Annotated in this window: 14 protein-coding genes; 8 read left to right on the top strand and 6 right to left on the bottom strand. The window is 60.8% G+C overall.

The window, feature by feature from the left end:
* Window positions 1-135 precede the first annotated feature (135 nt).
* The 6 genes from lepA to pdxJ all read left to right on the top strand — a co-directional run bounded on the left by lepA (window position 136) and on the right by pdxJ (window position 6,078).
* Window positions 136-1,935 carry a translation elongation factor 4 gene (lepA, locus tag K3F44_RS14405; RefSeq protein ID WP_103438390.1) on the top strand — a complete coding sequence of 600 codons (1,800 nt, stop codon included), beginning with the start codon at window positions 136-138 and terminating at the stop codon, window positions 1,933-1,935.
* 5 nt (window positions 1,936-1,940) lie between these two features.
* Window positions 1,941-2,795 carry a signal peptidase I gene (lepB, locus tag K3F44_RS14400; protein WP_101321884.1) on the top strand — a complete coding sequence of 285 codons (855 nt, stop codon included), beginning with the start codon at window positions 1,941-1,943 and terminating at the stop codon, window positions 2,793-2,795.
* A gap of 176 nt (window positions 2,796-2,971) precedes the next feature.
* The gene (gene rnc, locus K3F44_RS14395) at window positions 2,972-3,661 is read left to right on the top strand and encodes a ribonuclease III (protein WP_101321883.1); all 690 of its coding nucleotides are present in this window, start codon (window positions 2,972-2,974) and stop codon (window positions 3,659-3,661) included.
* Window positions 3,654-4,556 carry a GTPase Era gene (era, locus tag K3F44_RS14390; RefSeq protein WP_101321882.1) on the top strand — a complete coding sequence of 301 codons (903 nt, stop codon included), beginning with the start codon at window positions 3,654-3,656 and terminating at the stop codon, window positions 4,554-4,556. Before rnc ends, era begins: the two co-directional genes overlap by 8 nt.
* A 54-nt stretch (window positions 4,557-4,610) precedes the next feature.
* Entirely contained in the window at window positions 4,611-5,294 is a 684-nt protein-coding gene (gene recO, locus K3F44_RS14385) for a DNA repair protein RecO (RefSeq protein ID WP_101321881.1), read from the top strand.
* A 61-nt stretch (window positions 5,295-5,355) separates the two neighbouring features.
* On the top strand, window positions 5,356-6,078 hold the full coding sequence (gene pdxJ / locus K3F44_RS14380) for a pyridoxine 5'-phosphate synthase (protein WP_219855757.1): 723 nt from the start codon (window positions 5,356-5,358) through the stop codon (window positions 6,076-6,078).
* 6 nt (window positions 6,079-6,084) lie between these two features.
* Here the strand turns inward: pdxJ and K3F44_RS14375 are convergent, their stop codons facing one another.
* The 4 genes from K3F44_RS14375 to cmoA form a co-directional block, all read right to left on the bottom strand.
* Entirely contained in the window at window positions 6,085-7,470 is a 1,386-nt protein-coding gene (locus tag K3F44_RS14375) for a heavy metal sensor histidine kinase (protein ID WP_220632467.1), read from the bottom strand.
* The gene (locus K3F44_RS14370) at window positions 7,467-8,141 is read right to left on the bottom strand and encodes a heavy metal response regulator transcription factor (RefSeq protein WP_101321878.1); all 675 of its coding nucleotides are present in this window, start codon (window positions 8,139-8,141) and stop codon (window positions 7,467-7,469) included. The genes K3F44_RS14375 and K3F44_RS14370 overlap by 4 nt, the downstream gene beginning before the upstream one ends.
* A gap of 180 nt (window positions 8,142-8,321) precedes the next feature.
* Window positions 8,322-9,278 (bottom strand): tRNA 5-methoxyuridine(34)/uridine 5-oxyacetic acid(34) synthase CmoB, encoded by a 957-nt coding sequence (gene cmoB, locus K3F44_RS14365; protein ID WP_150570582.1) that lies wholly within the window; start codon window positions 9,276-9,278, stop codon window positions 8,322-8,324.
* A complete protein-coding gene (gene cmoA, locus K3F44_RS14360; RefSeq protein ID WP_220632466.1) occupies window positions 9,275-10,018 on the bottom strand; it encodes a carboxy-S-adenosyl-L-methionine synthase CmoA in 744 nt (247 codons plus the stop codon). Before cmoA ends, cmoB begins: the two co-directional genes overlap by 4 nt.
* A 258-nt stretch (window positions 10,019-10,276) precedes the next feature.
* On the opposite strand from cmoA, the gene K3F44_RS14355 reads away from it, so the two are divergent.
* Entirely contained in the window at window positions 10,277-11,473 is a 1,197-nt protein-coding gene (locus K3F44_RS14355; RefSeq protein WP_220632465.1) for an alpha-xenorhabdolysin family binary toxin subunit A, read from the top strand.
* 14 nt (window positions 11,474-11,487) lie between these two features.
* Window positions 11,488-12,426, top strand: coding sequence for an alpha-xenorhabdolysin family binary toxin subunit B (locus tag K3F44_RS14350; RefSeq protein ID WP_220632464.1), 939 nt, complete (start codon window positions 11,488-11,490; stop codon window positions 12,424-12,426).
* A gap of 6 nt (window positions 12,427-12,432) precedes the next feature.
* Here K3F44_RS14350 and K3F44_RS14345 read toward each other — a convergent pair whose 3' ends face one another.
* Both K3F44_RS14345 and lon read right to left on the bottom strand, forming a co-directional pair.
* Window positions 12,433-12,825, bottom strand: coding sequence for a protease inhibitor I42 family protein (locus K3F44_RS14345; protein ID WP_220632463.1), 393 nt, complete (start codon window positions 12,823-12,825; stop codon window positions 12,433-12,435).
* A gap of 121 nt (window positions 12,826-12,946) precedes the next feature.
* A complete protein-coding gene (gene lon / locus K3F44_RS14340; RefSeq protein WP_188036576.1) occupies window positions 12,947-15,367 on the bottom strand; it encodes an endopeptidase La in 2,421 nt (806 codons plus the stop codon).
* Between the last annotated feature and the right edge of the window lie 89 nt (window positions 15,368-15,456).

Genomic DNA, 15,456 nt, shown 5'->3' with positions numbered 1-15,456 from the left:
AAATTTCATGGCGGCCTGCCAAGCCACGCGGGATTGCAGCCGATCAGGAATCTCCCACAAGGCTGCGGCTTAAGGTACAATTCCCGGCTATTTTTCGGCGGGCGTCCGGCTCGCAGCCATTTCGAGTAGTGACCCGTGAGTGATTTGAGTCATATCCGCAATTTCTCCATCATCGCCCACATCGACCACGGCAAGTCGACGCTGGCCGACCGTTTCATTCAGATGTGCGGTGGCCTCTCGGCGCGCGAAATGGAAGCCCAGGTGCTCGATTCGATGGATCTGGAGCGCGAGCGCGGCATCACCATCAAAGCCCATAGCGTCACGCTGCATTACAAGGCGCAGGACGGCAAGACCTACCAGCTGAACTTCATCGACACTCCCGGCCACGTAGACTTCACCTATGAAGTCAGCCGGTCGCTGGCCGCCTGTGAAGGCGCGTTGTTGGTGGTCGATGCTGGCCAGGGTGTCGAAGCCCAGTCCGTGGCCAACTGCTACACCGCTATCGAGCAGGGCCTTGAGGTCATGCCGGTACTGAACAAGATGGACCTGCCCCAGGCCGATCCTGACCGCGTCAAGGACGAAATCGAGAAGATCATCGGTATCGACGCGGCCGACGCCGTAGCCTGCAGCGCCAAGAGCGGCATGGGCGTGGACGAGGTGCTCGAGCGCCTTGTGCAGCAGATCCCGGCGCCAACCGGTGACATCGATGCACCACTGCAAGCGCTGATCATCGACTCCTGGTTCGACAACTACCTGGGCGTCGTGTCCCTGGTTCGCGTGCGCCACGGCCGCGTGAAAAAGGGCGACAAGATTCTGGTCAAGTCGACCGGCAAGGTTCACCTGGTCGACAGCGTCGGCGTGTTCACGCCAAAGCACACCCAGACCGCCGATCTCAAAGCAGGCGAAGTGGGCTTCATCATTGCCAGCATCAAGGAAATTCTCGGCGCGCCGGTCGGCGACACCCTGACCTTGAGCTCCACCCCCGAGGTGGAAGTGCTGCCAGGCTTCAAACGTATTCAGCCACAGGTCTACGCTGGCCTGTTTCCGGTGTCTTCCGATGATTTCGAAGACTTCCGCGATGCGCTGCAAAAGCTGACCCTGAACGACTCGTCGCTGCAGTACGCGCCTGAAAGCTCGGATGCACTGGGCTTTGGCTTCCGTTGTGGCTTCCTCGGCATGCTGCACATGGAGATCATCCAGGAGCGCCTCGAGCGCGAATATGACCTGGACCTGATCACCACGGCGCCGAGCGTGATCTTCGAGATCAAGCTCAAGACCGGTGAAACCATTCACGTCGACAACCCGTCGAAACTGCCGGATGTATCAGCAGTCGAAGACTTCCGTGAGCCAATCGTGCGCGCCAATATCCTGGTGCCGCAAGAACACCTGGGTAACGTCATTACCCTGTGCATCGAGAAGCGCGGTGTTCAGCGTGACATGCAGTTCCTCGGTACTCAGGTCCAGGTAAGCTACGATCTGCCAATGAACGAGGTGGTACTGGACTTCTTCGACCGTTTGAAGTCGACCAGCCGCGGTTACGCGTCGCTGGACTACCATTTCGATCGTTACCAGTCGGCCAACCTGGTCAAGCTGGACGTGTTGATCAACGGCGACAAGGTTGATGCGCTGGCGCTGATCGTGCACCGCGACAACGCCCACTACAAAGGGCGCGCGCTGACCGAGAAAATGAAAGAACTGATTCCTCGGCAGATGTTCGACGTCGCGATCCAGGCCGCCATCGGCGGGCAGATCGTCGCCCGGACCACTGTCAAGGCGCTCAGAAAGAACGTACTGGCCAAGTGTTATGGCGGCGACGTCAGCCGTAAACGCAAACTGCTCGAAAAGCAGAAAGCCGGTAAGAAACGCATGAAACAGGTCGGTAACGTGGAAATTCCACAAGAAGCCTTCCTCGCCGTGCTCAGGTTGGATAGCTAGGTCCTATGTCGCTAAATTTCCCGCTGTTGCTCGTCATCGCCGTTGCCGTCTGTGGCTTGTTGGCTCTGATCGATCTGCTGTTCCTGGCTCCGCGCCGGCGGGCGGCGATTGCCACCTATCAGGGCAGCGTCAGCCAGCCAGAAATGGCCGTGGTCGAGAAGCTGAACAAGGAGCCGTTGCTGGTTGAGTACGGCAAGTCGTTCTTCCCGGTGCTGTTCATCGTGCTGGTGCTGCGTTCGTTCCTGGTAGAGCCGTTCCAGATTCCTTCCGGGTCGATGAAACCGACGCTGGAAGTGGGCGACTTCATCCTGGTGAACAAGTTCTCCTACGGCATTCGCCTGCCGGTGATCGACAAGAAGGTCATCGAGATTGGTCAGCCGCAGCGGGGCGACGTGATGGTGTTCCGCTATCCGAGCGACCCCAACGTCAACTACATCAAGCGTGTGGTTGGCCTGCCGGGCGACCAGATCGGCTACACCAGCGACAAGCGCCTGTTCGTCAATGGCAAGCAGGTCGCCGAGCAGTTGGTCGGTAGCGAACCAGGCACCTTGGGCAGCGCTGAGCTGTACAAGGAGCAATTGGGCGCGGCCGAGCACATGATCCGCAAGGAAATGAGCCGCTACCGCATGCCGCCTGACCAGCAATGGACGGTACCCGCCGGCCATTACTTCATGATGGGTGACAACCGCGACAACTCCAACGACAGCCGTTTCTGGGATGATCCAAACATTCCCAAGGAACTGCATGGCATGGTTCCGGACCGCAATATCGTCGGCAAGGCGTTTGCAGTCTGGATGAGCTGGCCAGAGCCCAAGCTCAGCCACCTGCCCAACCTGTCGCGGGTCGGCCTGATCCATTGATACCCATCGGCGCTGTCTGCAGACAGCGCCGAATGCTTTTCTGACATAGGCTGTGTACTCAAGGTCGAGAGCGTCTTGAAACACGGGGGCGCTACCAACTGGCAGCGATTCACAGCCATACCGTCTTTTCAGGATGTTGATTTGAACAACGCGTTGAACAACAAACGGGTGGCCGCATGACTGCTTCCCTTGCACGCCTGGAGCGCAAGCTCGGCTATACCTTCAAGGATCAGGACCAGATGTTGCTGGCCCTGACCCACCGCAGCTATGCCGGACGCAATAACGAGCGCCTGGAGTTTCTTGGCGACGCCATCCTCAATTTCGTCGCCGGCGAGGCGCTGTTCGAGCGCTTCCCGCAGGCCCGCGAAGGCCAGCTGTCGCGCCTGCGCGCACGCCTGGTCAAGGGTGAAACTCTGGCGCGGCTGGCGCGTGGATTCGACTTGGGAGAATTCCTCCGACTGGGTTCGGGTGAGCTGAAAAGCGGTGGTTTTCGCCGCGAATCGATCCTCGCCGATGCCCTCGAGGCGCTGATTGGCGCCATCTATCTGGATGCCGACATGCAGACCGCGCGCGAGCGCATTCTGGCCTGGCTGACCGATGAGTTCGAGAGCCTGACACTGGTCGACACCAATAAAGACCCGAAAACCCGCCTGCAGGAGTTTCTGCAGTCGCGTGGTTGCGATTTGCCGCGTTATGAAGTGGTCGATATCCAGGGCGAACCTCATTGCCGGACCTTCTTCGTCGAGTGCGAAGTGGTCCTGCTGAACAACAAGAGCCGTGGCCAGGGCGTAAGCCGGCGTATTGCCGAGCAAGTCGCCGCCGCCGCTGCACTGATCGCCCTGGGCGTGGAGAATGGTAATGACTGAGAACAACCCAACCCGTTGCGGCTACGTAGCCATCGTCGGCCGCCCCAACGTGGGCAAGTCGACCTTGCTCAACCATATCCTCGGGCAAAAGCTGGCGATCACCTCGCGCAAGCCGCAGACCACCCGCCACAACATGCTCGGGATCAAGACCGAGGGTGACGTGCAGGCGATCTACGTCGATACCCCAGGCATGCACAAGGCCAACGACAAGGCGCTCAACCGCTACATGAACCGCACCGCTTCGGCCGCCCTCAAGGACGTCGACGTGGTGATCTTCGTGGTTGACCGTACCCGCTGGACCGACGAGGACCAACTGGTGCTCGAGCGTGTCCAGTACGTTACCGGTCCGCTGATCATCGCGGTCAACAAGACCGACCGGATGGACGAGAAGGCCGAATTGATCCCGCACCTGAAATGGCTGCAGGAGCAACTGCCGAACGCCGAAGTCGTGCCGATCTCCGCCCAGCAGGGGCACAACCTCGAAGCGCTGGAAGCACTGATCGCCAAGCAGCTGCCGGAGAACGATCACTTCTTCCCGGAAGACCAGATCACCGACCGCAGCAGCCGCTTCCTCGCCGCCGAACTGGTCCGCGAGAAGATCATGCGCCAACTGGGTGCCGAGCTGCCGTACCAGATCACTGTCGAGATCGAAGAGTTCAAGCAGCAAGGCCATGTGCTGCACATCCATGCCCTGATCCTCGTCGAGCGTGATGGCCAGAAGAAGATCATCATTGGCGACAAAGGCGAGCGTATCAAGCGCATCGGCTCCGACGCGCGCAAGGACATGGAAACGCTGTTCGACGCCAAGGTCATGCTCAACCTTTGGGTCAAGGTCAAAGGCGGTTGGTCCGATGATGAGCGCGCCCTGCGCTCGCTGGGCTACGGCGACCTGTAACACACCCCCAACGGCCCGGATTGTTCCGGGCCGTTCTGCATCCGGGCCTTCCCCATGGAACAACCTCAAGGTCAGCCGGCGTACGTGCTGCACAGCCGTGCGTACCGCGAGACCAGCGCGCTGGTGGACTTTTTCACGCCGCAAGGTCGCGTGCGTGCGGTGCTGCGCCGGGCGCGGGGCAAGGGTGGCAGCCTGGTGCGCTCGTTCGTGCCGTTGGAAGTCGAGCTGCGTGGACGCGGCGAGCTGAAGAACGTCAACCGCCTCGACAGCGCCGGCATTGCCGCCTGGCTCAATGGTGATGCACTGTTCAGCGGCTTGTACCTGAATGAACTGCTGATGCGCCTGCTGCCGGCCGAGGCGCCATACCCAGCGCTGTTCGAGCACTATGCCCTGACCCTGCAGGCGTTGGGCCAGGGCCGGCCATTGGAGCCGTTGCTGCGGGCCTTTGAATGGCGCCTGCTGGAGCAGCTCGGTTACGCCTTTGCCCTGGATCACGACGTCAACGCCGAGCCTATCGCCGCCACTGGTCTGTACCGCCTGCAGGTCGACGCCGGGCTTGAGCGGGTGGAGCTGTTCCAGCCAGGGTTGTTCAGGGGCGATGAACTGCTCGCACTGGCCCACGCCGAGTGGGAAGCGCCTGGCGCATTGCTGGCAGCCAAGCGACTGATGCGCCAGGCCCTGGCCGTCCACCTGGGGCCAAAACCGTTGGTGAGTCGGGAGTTGTTTCGCAAGCGCTGAGCACGTCGTATGCTGTGCGGCTACATCTTCAGGAGAGCCTTTCGTGACTCATAGCAACCGCATGCTTCTCGGCGTCAACATCGACCACGTGGCGACCTTGCGCCAGGCCCGCGGCACCCGCTATCCAGATCCGGTCAAGGCCGCGCTGGACGCCGAAGAAGCGGGCGCCGACGGCATTACCGTACACCTGCGTGAAGACCGCCGGCATATCCAGGAGCGCGATGTGCTGTTGCTCAAGGACGTGCTGCAGACGCGGATGAACTTCGAGATGGGCGTTACCGAAGAGATGATGCTGTTCGCTGAGCAGATTCGCCCGGCGCACATCTGCCTGGTCCCGGAAACCCGTCAGGAACTGACCACTGAAGGCGGCCTCGATGTGGCCGGTCAGGAAGCGCGGATCAAGGCGGCCGTCGAGCGCCTGGCCCGCACCGGCGCTGAAGTGTCGTTGTTCATCGATGCCGACGAGCGCCAGATCGAAGCTTCGCGACGGGTCGGCGCGCCGGCCATCGAGCTGCACACCGGTCGCTATGCCGATGCGCTGACCCCAACCGAGGTGGCCGATGAGCTCAAGCGCATCGCCGACGGCGTCGCGTTTGGCGTCGGCCAGGGCCTGATCGTCAACGCCGGCCACGGCCTGCATTACCACAACGTCGAGGCGGTCGCGGCGATCAAGGGCATCAACGAGCTGAACATCGGTCACGCGCTGGTGGCGCATGCGCTGTTTGTCGGCTTCAAGGCCGCCGTGGCTGAAATGAAAGCGTTGATCCTGCAGGCCTCGCGCTGATCGGCGTCACTCGGCACGAAACAGCAAGGTAAACCGGGTTGGCCCATGCGCCTGGCTGCTGACCTCGACCCGGCCGCCGTGCAGTTGCATGATCGACTGCACGATCGCCAGCCCCAGGCCAGTGCCGCCATCGAGCCGCGAGCGACCGCTGTCGGCCCGGTAGAACCTTTCGAACAGGTGTGGCAGGTGCTCGTCAGCGATCCCCGGCCCGTGGTTCTCAACCCATACCCAGGCCTGCTGTGCATGGCGGCCAATGCCAATGGTTACAACGCTGCCCTCGGGGCCATGTCTTAGTGCGTTGCTGAGCAGGTTGGACAAGGCCCGTTGGCACATCAGCCGGTCGCCCAGGGCGGTGGCCCAGCCTTGATGCCTGATCTCGATATCCTTCACTTCGGCGCTGATGGCAAACAGCTCGCTGACGCGCACGACTTCGTCGGCCAGCGCCAGCGGTTTGAACTCGACCTGGGCCTGCGGCTGGCTGACCTGCGCGAGAAACAACATGTCGTTGATGATGCGGTTGAGCCGAGTCAGTTCTTCGATGCTGTCTTCCAGCACCTCGCGATAATCGCCGCTGTCGCGTGGGCGGGCGAGGGTAACCTGGGCCTTGCCCATCAGGTTGCTCAGGGGCGTCCGTAGCTCATGCGCGAGGTCGTCGGAAAACTGCGACAACTGGCGCACACCCTGATCGAGCCGATCAAGCATCACATTGATCGAGCGGGCGAGGTCGGCCAGTTCCTGCGGCAGGCCGCTGGAGGGCAGTCGATGGTCGAGCGCTTGCGCAGACACCTGGCCGGCGATCCGGCGAAACCGCCTCAGTGGTTTCAAACTGCGCTGCACCAGCTTCCAGGCACAGACGCCAATCAGCAGCAGTAACAATGGCAAGGCCAGCAGAGTCGAGCGCAGGTAGGCGTGCAACAGGTAGTGATCGTCGGCGCGATTGAGGGTCATCATTACCCGCACCGGGGTGTCATCGCGCAGCCGCATCGCCTGCGTCACGCTGAGAAACTGTGCTCCGCTGCTGTCCTTCCATTCCTCAAAGGTCTGGCCGTCGCTCCACGGCAGCTCGCGCAGGCGCTGTGACTGCAGCGCCGGGCCCAGGCTGAGCAAGGCTGCATGGCGGCCATTAAGAGCAATCACGCTGAGGCTTAGGTTGTCATGGCCCATGACCAGGTCGAGCAGTGGGTGGGCGCGGCTGGCCAGGTCAGCGCTACGCAGGTCGACCCGCAGGTTGTGTTCTACCTGCAGCATCTTGCGCGCGAGGTCCTTGCGCGCGCGGCTGTCCAGCTCATGGTCGAGGGCAAACACCGCCAGGCAGGCCAACAGCAGCACCAGCGCGGCGCCCATCAGGGTCACGCTCAGACCAAGCCGCAGAGACAGGCTGGCGGGTTTCAACGGCGCGCCTCGAGCACGTAGCCAACACCGCGCAGGGTGTGGATCAGTTTGTCTTCGAAGGGATCGTCGATCTTGGCCCGCAAGCGCCGGATCGACACCTCGACAACGTTGGTGTCGCAATCGAAGTTCATGTCCCACACCAGCGAGATGATCTGCGTGCGTGACAGCACCTCGCCGCTCTGGCGCATCAGCAGGTGCAGCAGCGAGAACTCCTTGGCAGTGAGGTCGATACGTGTGCTGCCACGCCAGGCCCGGTGGCGGCCAGGGTCCAGCTCCAGGTCGGCGACGCGCAATGTGCTCGGCTGTACCTGCTGATCGTTGCGCCGCAACAGGCTGCGGATCCGCGCCAGCAATTCGGGAAATTCGAATGGCTTGAGCAGGTAGTCATCCGCGCCCAGATCCAGGCCCTTGACCCGGTCAGACAGGCGACCGTGAGCGGTGAGCATCATGATTCGCGTGGCCGACTCGGCGCGTAGCCGTTGCAGTACGGCCCAGCCGTCCAGTTCCGGCAGGTTGACGTCCAGAATGACCAGGTCATAGGCCTGCTGGCGGGCCATGTGCAGGCCGTCGATGCCAGTGTGTGCGCAATCCACGACATAGCCGTTTTCGCGCAGTCCTTGCTGAAGGTAATCGGCAGTCCGCAGTTCGTCCTCGATGATCAGTAGGCGCATGCTCGGGCTCAGGCAGAATTCGGGAGAGGGATTGTCGACCCTGAAGCTGGATCAAGGTCAAGCGCGCGATAGTACGCCAAGCCTGGGGTGGATCGGCGTGGATAACGGATTTGTAATCAGCGCGTCATCTGGCGGTTAGCCAGACGACGCGCTGAGCAGACAGGATGGTTGCGGCCGGGTTTACTTGCGCGCCAGGATCGTCGCCCGCCGCGGGGCGGGCAGGCCTTCGATGGTGCGGCTGTGGTCCTGCGGGTCGAGAAAGTCGCTCAGAGACTGATAGCGCATCCACTCGGTGCTGCGCTGCTCCTCGACACTGGTGACACTGACGTCGACGCAGCGCACGTCACTGAAACCGGCGCGCCGCAGCAGGCGCTCCAGTGCCGCTACCGAAGGCAAGAACCAGACATTGCGCATCTGCGCATAGCGGTCTTCGGGAACCAGCACTTGATTCTCGTCGCCTTCGATGACCAGAGTTTCCAGCACTAGCTCACCGCCTTTTACCAGGCAGTCCTTGAGCGCCAGCAAGTGCTCGATGGGCGAACGACGGTGATAGAACACACCCATCGAAAACACCGTGTCGAAGCCTTCGAGGTTGGCCGGCAGTTCCTCGAGGGCGAATGGCAGGTGCCACGCCGGTAGCTCGGGCAGGTACTTGTGCACCGCCTGGAACTGACAGAAGAACAGCCAGTTGGGGTCGACTCCGACCACCATGTCAGCGCCGGCGCCGAGCATGCGCCATTGGTAGTAGCCGTTGCCGCAGCCGACATCCAGCACACGCTTGCCGGTCAGGTCCAGGTGCGGGCTGACCCGCGCCCACTTCCAGTCCGAATGCCATTCGGTGTCGACATGGACGCCAAACAACTCGAATGGGCCCTTGCGCCAAGGCGACAGGCCCATCAAGGCCTGCTGCAGCTGAGCGCGCGTTGCCTCATCGCAGGGGCTGTGCAGGCTTAGGCCATTGACCAGGTCAACTTCACTCGGCACCAGCTCAGGCAGCGCCTCGAGGGCGCCATGCCAGCGCTCAAGGTCACCGTGGCCTTTTTCCATCTTGCTGGCCAGTTGGGCTTGCAGGCCTTGTGACCAGGTGGCCAGGGGGGTGCCCGCCAGACGGCGGACCAGGGGGGACAAATCGATCATGGCAGGGCTATCAGTGAGGCGAAGTTTAGGCATTGGAACCACGGCACGACCTTGCTGAAACCGGCCGCATGCAGGCGCGCCTTGTGGGTCTCGAGGGTGTCGGGTTTCATTACGTGTTCGATGGCGCTGCGCTTCTGGGCAATTTCCAGTTCGCTGTAGCCGTTGGCGCGTTTGAAGTCCAGGTGCAGTTCGTTCAGGAGTGCCTGTTCCTGGTCATCGGCGAAGCAGAGTTTTTCCGAGAGGATCAACGCCCCGCCCGGCAGCAGTGTCTGGCGGATGCGGCTGAGCAGTTCGAAGCGCTGGGTGGGGGCGATGAACTGCAGGGTGAAATTCATCGCCACCACCGAGGCTGGCTCGAATGGCAGGGCCAGAATATCCGCCTCGAGCACCTGGACCGGGAGCAGTTCCTGGAACATCGAGTCTTGCGCGGTGAGGTACTGGCGACAGCGTTCGACCATGGCTGCCGAGTTGTCCACGGCGATCACCCGGCAGCCGTCGCTGCGCACGTGGCGGCGCAACGACTGGGTAACCGCGCCCAGCGAGGCGCCGAGGTCATACAGCGCGGAGTGTGGCTGGGCAAAACGTGCGGCCAGCACGCCAAGGTTTTCGACGATGGTCGGGTAACCGGGCACCGAGCGCTTGATCATGTCCGGGAACACCCGCACCACGTCCTCGTTGAAGACGAAGTCGGGCACCTGGTCCAGGGGCCTTGCAAACAGGCGGTCGGGTGTCTGGCTCACTGCGGGCTCTTGGGAAAAAAGTTGGGGCAGTATTCTAGCTAACGCGGTCGTCGCTGCCTATGTAGCAGGGCCAGACAGCGCAAATCGGGGACCGGTGGCAATGATTCCATTTCTCAGCGTTCTGGCGTCGAGCGTTGACATTTCTGTCAGTGCTTCAACGTTGTGCCGACTTCGGTCGGGTGGTCACAGGCTTAGGCTCTTAGTCGCAGTCAAGGCCATGATCCCGTGTTGCCAATTGACACTGCGTGGAGAACAGCGATGAGTGAGAACACTGAAACCCCGGTGCAGTCGGGCGCAGCAGACGCGGTTCGCCCCCCGACGTTTGAAGAACTGACGCCGAGTGAGCGGGCTGAGCGGATTCCCCAACAGATCTTCGATTTGAAGAAAGACGAACCGGCTTTCATTTTCAGCAAGGACAACCTGCTGATGATAAAGCGTTACGAAGCGGCCGTGCGCCGATTGCCCTCCTCTCGCGAGGAACTGGCCGGTACGCTGGATTTTGCCGCCGTGGGGTTAGAGATTGACGACGTGCACCGTTTCTACGACAACCTGCGCACGCATGTCAACGGATGGGATGACATCGAAGATGCGTGCAAGAAGATGGGCAGCGAACTGCAGGTATTCGCCGAGACCTTGTTCACTGAAGGGGTAGCTTTTATTGCCGAGTTGAAATCGACTGACGCGTGGGCATCGTTGGAAAACACGTCACTCAATGATATTGATCTGGAAAAAACACCGCCTGTTCCGCTGTCCCGCAAGGACACGGCGACCTTTAAGGAGGGCGTGGACAGTTACCTGAAAGACATTGAATCGCAGATCAAGGAGCGATTGAAGTCGATCCGGCATGTCAAAGCGCTCACCGATAGGTTTGCAGATGTCATTGGCAGTCACCTTAAGCCGACTGCGGACGGTTTGCTCAAGGCGATGAACAAGAAAGACGTTTCCCTTGAAGTGCAGAAAATCGACCTGGAGTTGACGGAGCTGGATAACGCGATCGAGCGCAAGCTTGACGAGTATAACGGTCTGGTCGGCGCTTCCTTTTATGGCCTTGTTTTCGGGCCGGTAGGGCTCTTGATTACCGGTGGCATCTACGGTGCTCAAGCCGAGGAAGTGCGGGCCGAGAAGAATACGCTGATCGCCAGACGGGAAGCGTCGGCTGTTCGTAAGAGCAAGTTGCTCGCGCAGTCTGAAAGCTTTGAATTGACCAAGAGACTGATCATGGACTTGCAGTTCCGTCTGGTCGAGGTCAGGACCGCCGTCAAGAATCTCGAAGATGTCTGGGTGTTGCTGGAAGTCTACGTTGAGCAATCGTTGGCGCAGCTCGAAAAAGTTGACACCCAGGTAATGCTGAAAAAATTTGTGCGGCAGTTTCAGCGAGTGATCAGTCCTTGGAAAGACATCCTGGGAATCTCCAAGACAATTTCAAAGTTGTTCAATGAAACGATAGTCTCTTAAGGGAAGGTTGGGTTATGGACATGAAAAACACGGCGTCGCTGTTGCCCGATATTGCGAACATGCTGAAGGTTGAGACGCGAGTCAACGATATCGCTCACGGTGAAGCCACATTGATGCTGCCCGCCCTGCGCGAGCAGATTGGCGATCTGTCGAAACGTATCGAACACGCTAACAAGGTACTTCGGACAAAAATCCTCGCGGCGTGGGTTGCATTAAAGGAGCCGCTGGAGGACGCCCAGGAGGATGAAAGTGAAGAGAACGGGCAGGAGTTGCTGCGGGCGCGAGGTACTGTGCAGCAGGCGATGGCCCAGGCAAGCGGCGCCATCGCCGACGTCAGCAGTCACCCGTCACCTGACGCTGCAGTGGTACGGGGGGAACTCAGGTCGTCGATCAGCGCGCAACAATTAGCGATCAGTGGTCTTGAAGAAACGCTGGCGAAACAGCAGCAGCGCCTGGACGACATTCACCAGCTCATTAATGCCTTGGAAAAGCCCTCGATGAGCAAAGCGTTCAAAGGCCTTATTCCCAAAGAGCAGGATGTTGATGCCGCCCTGGCTCTGTTCAAGGACCCGAGCCTCGATCCAGCCGTGATCAAGGCCGGCATTCGCAGACTCAACGAAGGGATCGACGAACTGGCTGCCGCACGCAAGTTTGCCGATCTGGTCAAGGCGGTGGGTGTCCTGGACAAACGTCTGAAGGAACAGCACGAGAGTCTCGCGAAGACTCAGGCGCGTCTGGCCAGGAGTCAGGAGGAACTTGCGCAGTACGACGGGCTGGATGAACTGGGCACGCTGCACGGTCAATGGTTGCAGGAGGCGGCCAAACTCACCAGCGGTTGGCAGCCTCTGGAGCAACTGGCAATCAATACCGTCGAGCGACGTGAGCTGCTGACTGCGTTGCGCAACATCCACGACTACCTGTTGCAGGTGCGCCGGCAATTCGAGGGTGGGTGATCAGCATCACCTGACCGAAATGGCGCAATCGAAGGTTTGCACTGGCCGTACTTCTGGTGCCCAGGGCTGCTGGTAGACCAGAGTCAGCTGGGCTGCTCCGACAGCCTTGGCCTGGAAGCGCCAGGTCGAGACGCCAGCGCTGCCGACCAGGCCGGCCGCTTCCGGCTGGCTGTACACCTCCGGGCTCAGCACTCGGAGGACTTCAGGTGCAGCGTTGTCGACCCGCCAGCGGTAGCCGGTGGTCGGGTTGCTCGGGAGACTCAACGTCAGGCTCTGACCCAGTTGCAGGCGGACCGGACATTCATGTTTCGCGTCCAGGTCGACGTTCTGCGGGGGCTGCTGGGCGCAGGCGGTGATCAGGGTCAGGCTTGAGGCGACAAGGAGGCGGGTGGCTGTCATGTTGGCTCCGGAAACGGGCGATGACCGAGCATAACCGAAGCACTTGCAGGTCTGTCCAGCCTGCTGGTGTTTTCGGCTGTTCGACCCCGTGACTGGCAGCACGGGGTCGAACGCCCTCAGATCAGAATAATACCTTGGCCACGTCGGTAAAGCGCTTGGCGAAATGCACCGTAAGCCCTTCGCGCAGGTACTCCGGCAGTTCCTCGAAGTCGCCGCGGTTGGCTTCGGGGAGGATCAGCTCGAAGAGTTTTTGCCGCTTGGCGGCGATGATCTTCTCGCGCACACCGCCGATCGGCAGGACCTGGCCGGTCAGGGTCAGCTCGCCAGTCATGGCCACGCCTTTTTTCGGCGCCTGATCGCGAGCCAGCGACAACAGTGCGCTGGCCATGGTTACGCCGGCACTCGGACCGTCCTTGGGCGTGGCACCCTCAGGCACATGCAGATGAATGAAAGCCTCGTTGAAGAAACCGGGGTCGCCGCCAAACTGCTTAAGATTGGCGCTGACGTAGCTGTAGGCAATTTCAGCAGATTCCTTCATGACATCACCCAGTTTGCCGGTCAGCTTGAAGCCGCGGTTGAGCGTATGAATGCGCGTGGCTTCGATCGGCAGCGTGGCACCGCCCATGCTGGTCCAGGCCAAGCCGGTTATCACACCTTTGCCAGCCAGCACCTGTTCGCTGCGGAACACCGGCATACCCAGTGCCGCTTCAAGATCCTTGGGGCCTATCTTGAGTTTGGCCTGCGGGTCTTCAAGCAGCTTCATGACCGCCTTGCGCACCAGCTTGCCCAATTGCTTTTCCAATTGGCGCACACCCGCTTCGCGGGCATAGCCATCGATTACCAGGCGCAGCGCAGCGTCGCTGATACTCAGGCTGGTCTTGGCCACCCCGGCTTTTTCCAGCTGCTTGGGCCACAGATGGCGCTTGGCGATGGCCAGTTTTTCTTCGGTGATGTAGCCAGACAGGCGGATCACTTCCATGCGGTCGAGCAGCGGTCCGGGTATCGAGTCGAGGGTGTTGGCGGTACACACGAACAACACCTTGGACAGGTCCAGGCGCAAGTCCAGATAGTGATCAAGGAAGTCGACGTTCTGCTCTGGATCGAGGGTTTCCAGCAGCGCCGAGGCCGGGTCGCCCTGATAGCTCTGGCCCATCTTGTCGATCTCGTCGAGCATGATCACCGGGTTCATCACCTCAACATCTTTCAGCGCCTGCACCAGCTTGCCCGGCTGGGCGCCAATGTAGGTGCGGCGGTGGCCCTTGATCTCGGCCTCGTCGCGCATGCCGCCGACACTGAAGCGGTAGAACGGCCGGCCGAGCGATTCGGCGATGGACTTGCCGATGCTGGTCTTGCCCACCCCGGGCGGGCCAACCAGCAACACGATCGAGCCACTGATCTCGCCTTTCCAGGCGCCGACGGCGAGGAACTCGAGAATCCGCTCCTTGATGTCATCCAGCCCGGCGTGATGCTGATCAAGCACCTTGCGTGCATGCTTGAGGTCGAGCTTGTCCTTGCCGTAAACGCCCCAGGGCAGGGCGCTGGCCCATTCCAGATAGTTGCGGGTAACGGCGTATTCCGGCGAGCCGGTTTCCAGGATCGCCAGCTTGCCCAGCTCTTCATCAAGGCGTTTTTTCGCGGTGGCAGGCAGGGTCTTGCCCTCCAGGCGCTGCTTGAACTGCTCAAGGTCGGCGCTGCGGTCGTCCTTGGTCAGGCCAAGTTCCTGCTGGATGACCTTGAGCTGTTCCTTGAGGAAGAACTCGCGCTGGTGCTCGCCGATCTGCCGGTTGACCTCTGCCGAGATCTCGTTCTGCAGGTGGGCGACTTCCACTTCCTTGCGCAGCATCGGCAAGACTTTTTCCATGCGTTTGAGCATGGGCACGCAGTCGAGCACTTCCTGCAGCTGCTTGCCGGTGGCCGAGGTCAGTGCCGCAGCAAAGTCGGTCAGCGGCGACGGGTCGTTGGGGCTGAAGCGGTTGAGATAGTTCTTCAGCTCTTCGCTGTACAACGGGTTGAGCGGCAGCAACTCCTTGATCGCGTTGATCAAGGCCATGCCGTACGCCTTGACCTCATCGGTCGGCTCGGTCGACTGGCGCGGGTACTCGACTTCGACCAGATAAGGTGGGCGATGGTGTTTGAGCCAGGTACGGATGCGCACCCGGGTCAGGCCCTGGGCAACGAACTGCAGCTTGCCGTTCTCGCGGCTGGCGTGGTGGACCTTGACCAGGGTACCGTACTCGGGCAATGCCGAAGTGTCGAAGTGACGGTGATCTTCGGGGGGCGTATCCATGAAGAACAGCGCCAGCGAGTGGTGATCGGTCTTGGCCACCAGGTCGAGGGTTTCTGCCCATGGCTCTTCGTTGACGATCACCGGCAGCACCTGGGCCGGGAAGAATGGGCGGTTGTGAATCGGGATGACGTAGACTTTGTCTGGCAGCTGTTGGCCGGGCAGGGCCAGGGCATGGCCAGGGATTGCGGCGCCTTCGAGGTGTTCGATTTCGCTATGTTCGTCGGGCTGTTCCGAATGATCCTGCTGGTCGCTCATGAGGCACCTGAGTTAATGACTATGGTGCTTAGATGGGGTAAAGGCCAATGGGTTTCAAGCCAGCGTAGATGAAGAGGTTAGCGCGCTAT

The organism is Pseudomonas sp. S07E 245 (genome assembly GCF_019599025.1).
GTDB classification, from domain to species: domain Bacteria; phylum Pseudomonadota; class Gammaproteobacteria; order Pseudomonadales; family Pseudomonadaceae; genus Aquipseudomonas; species Aquipseudomonas shirazensis.
Note: the sequence above shows the minus strand (reverse complement) of the source record. Positions and strands in the feature narration are given on the sequence as shown.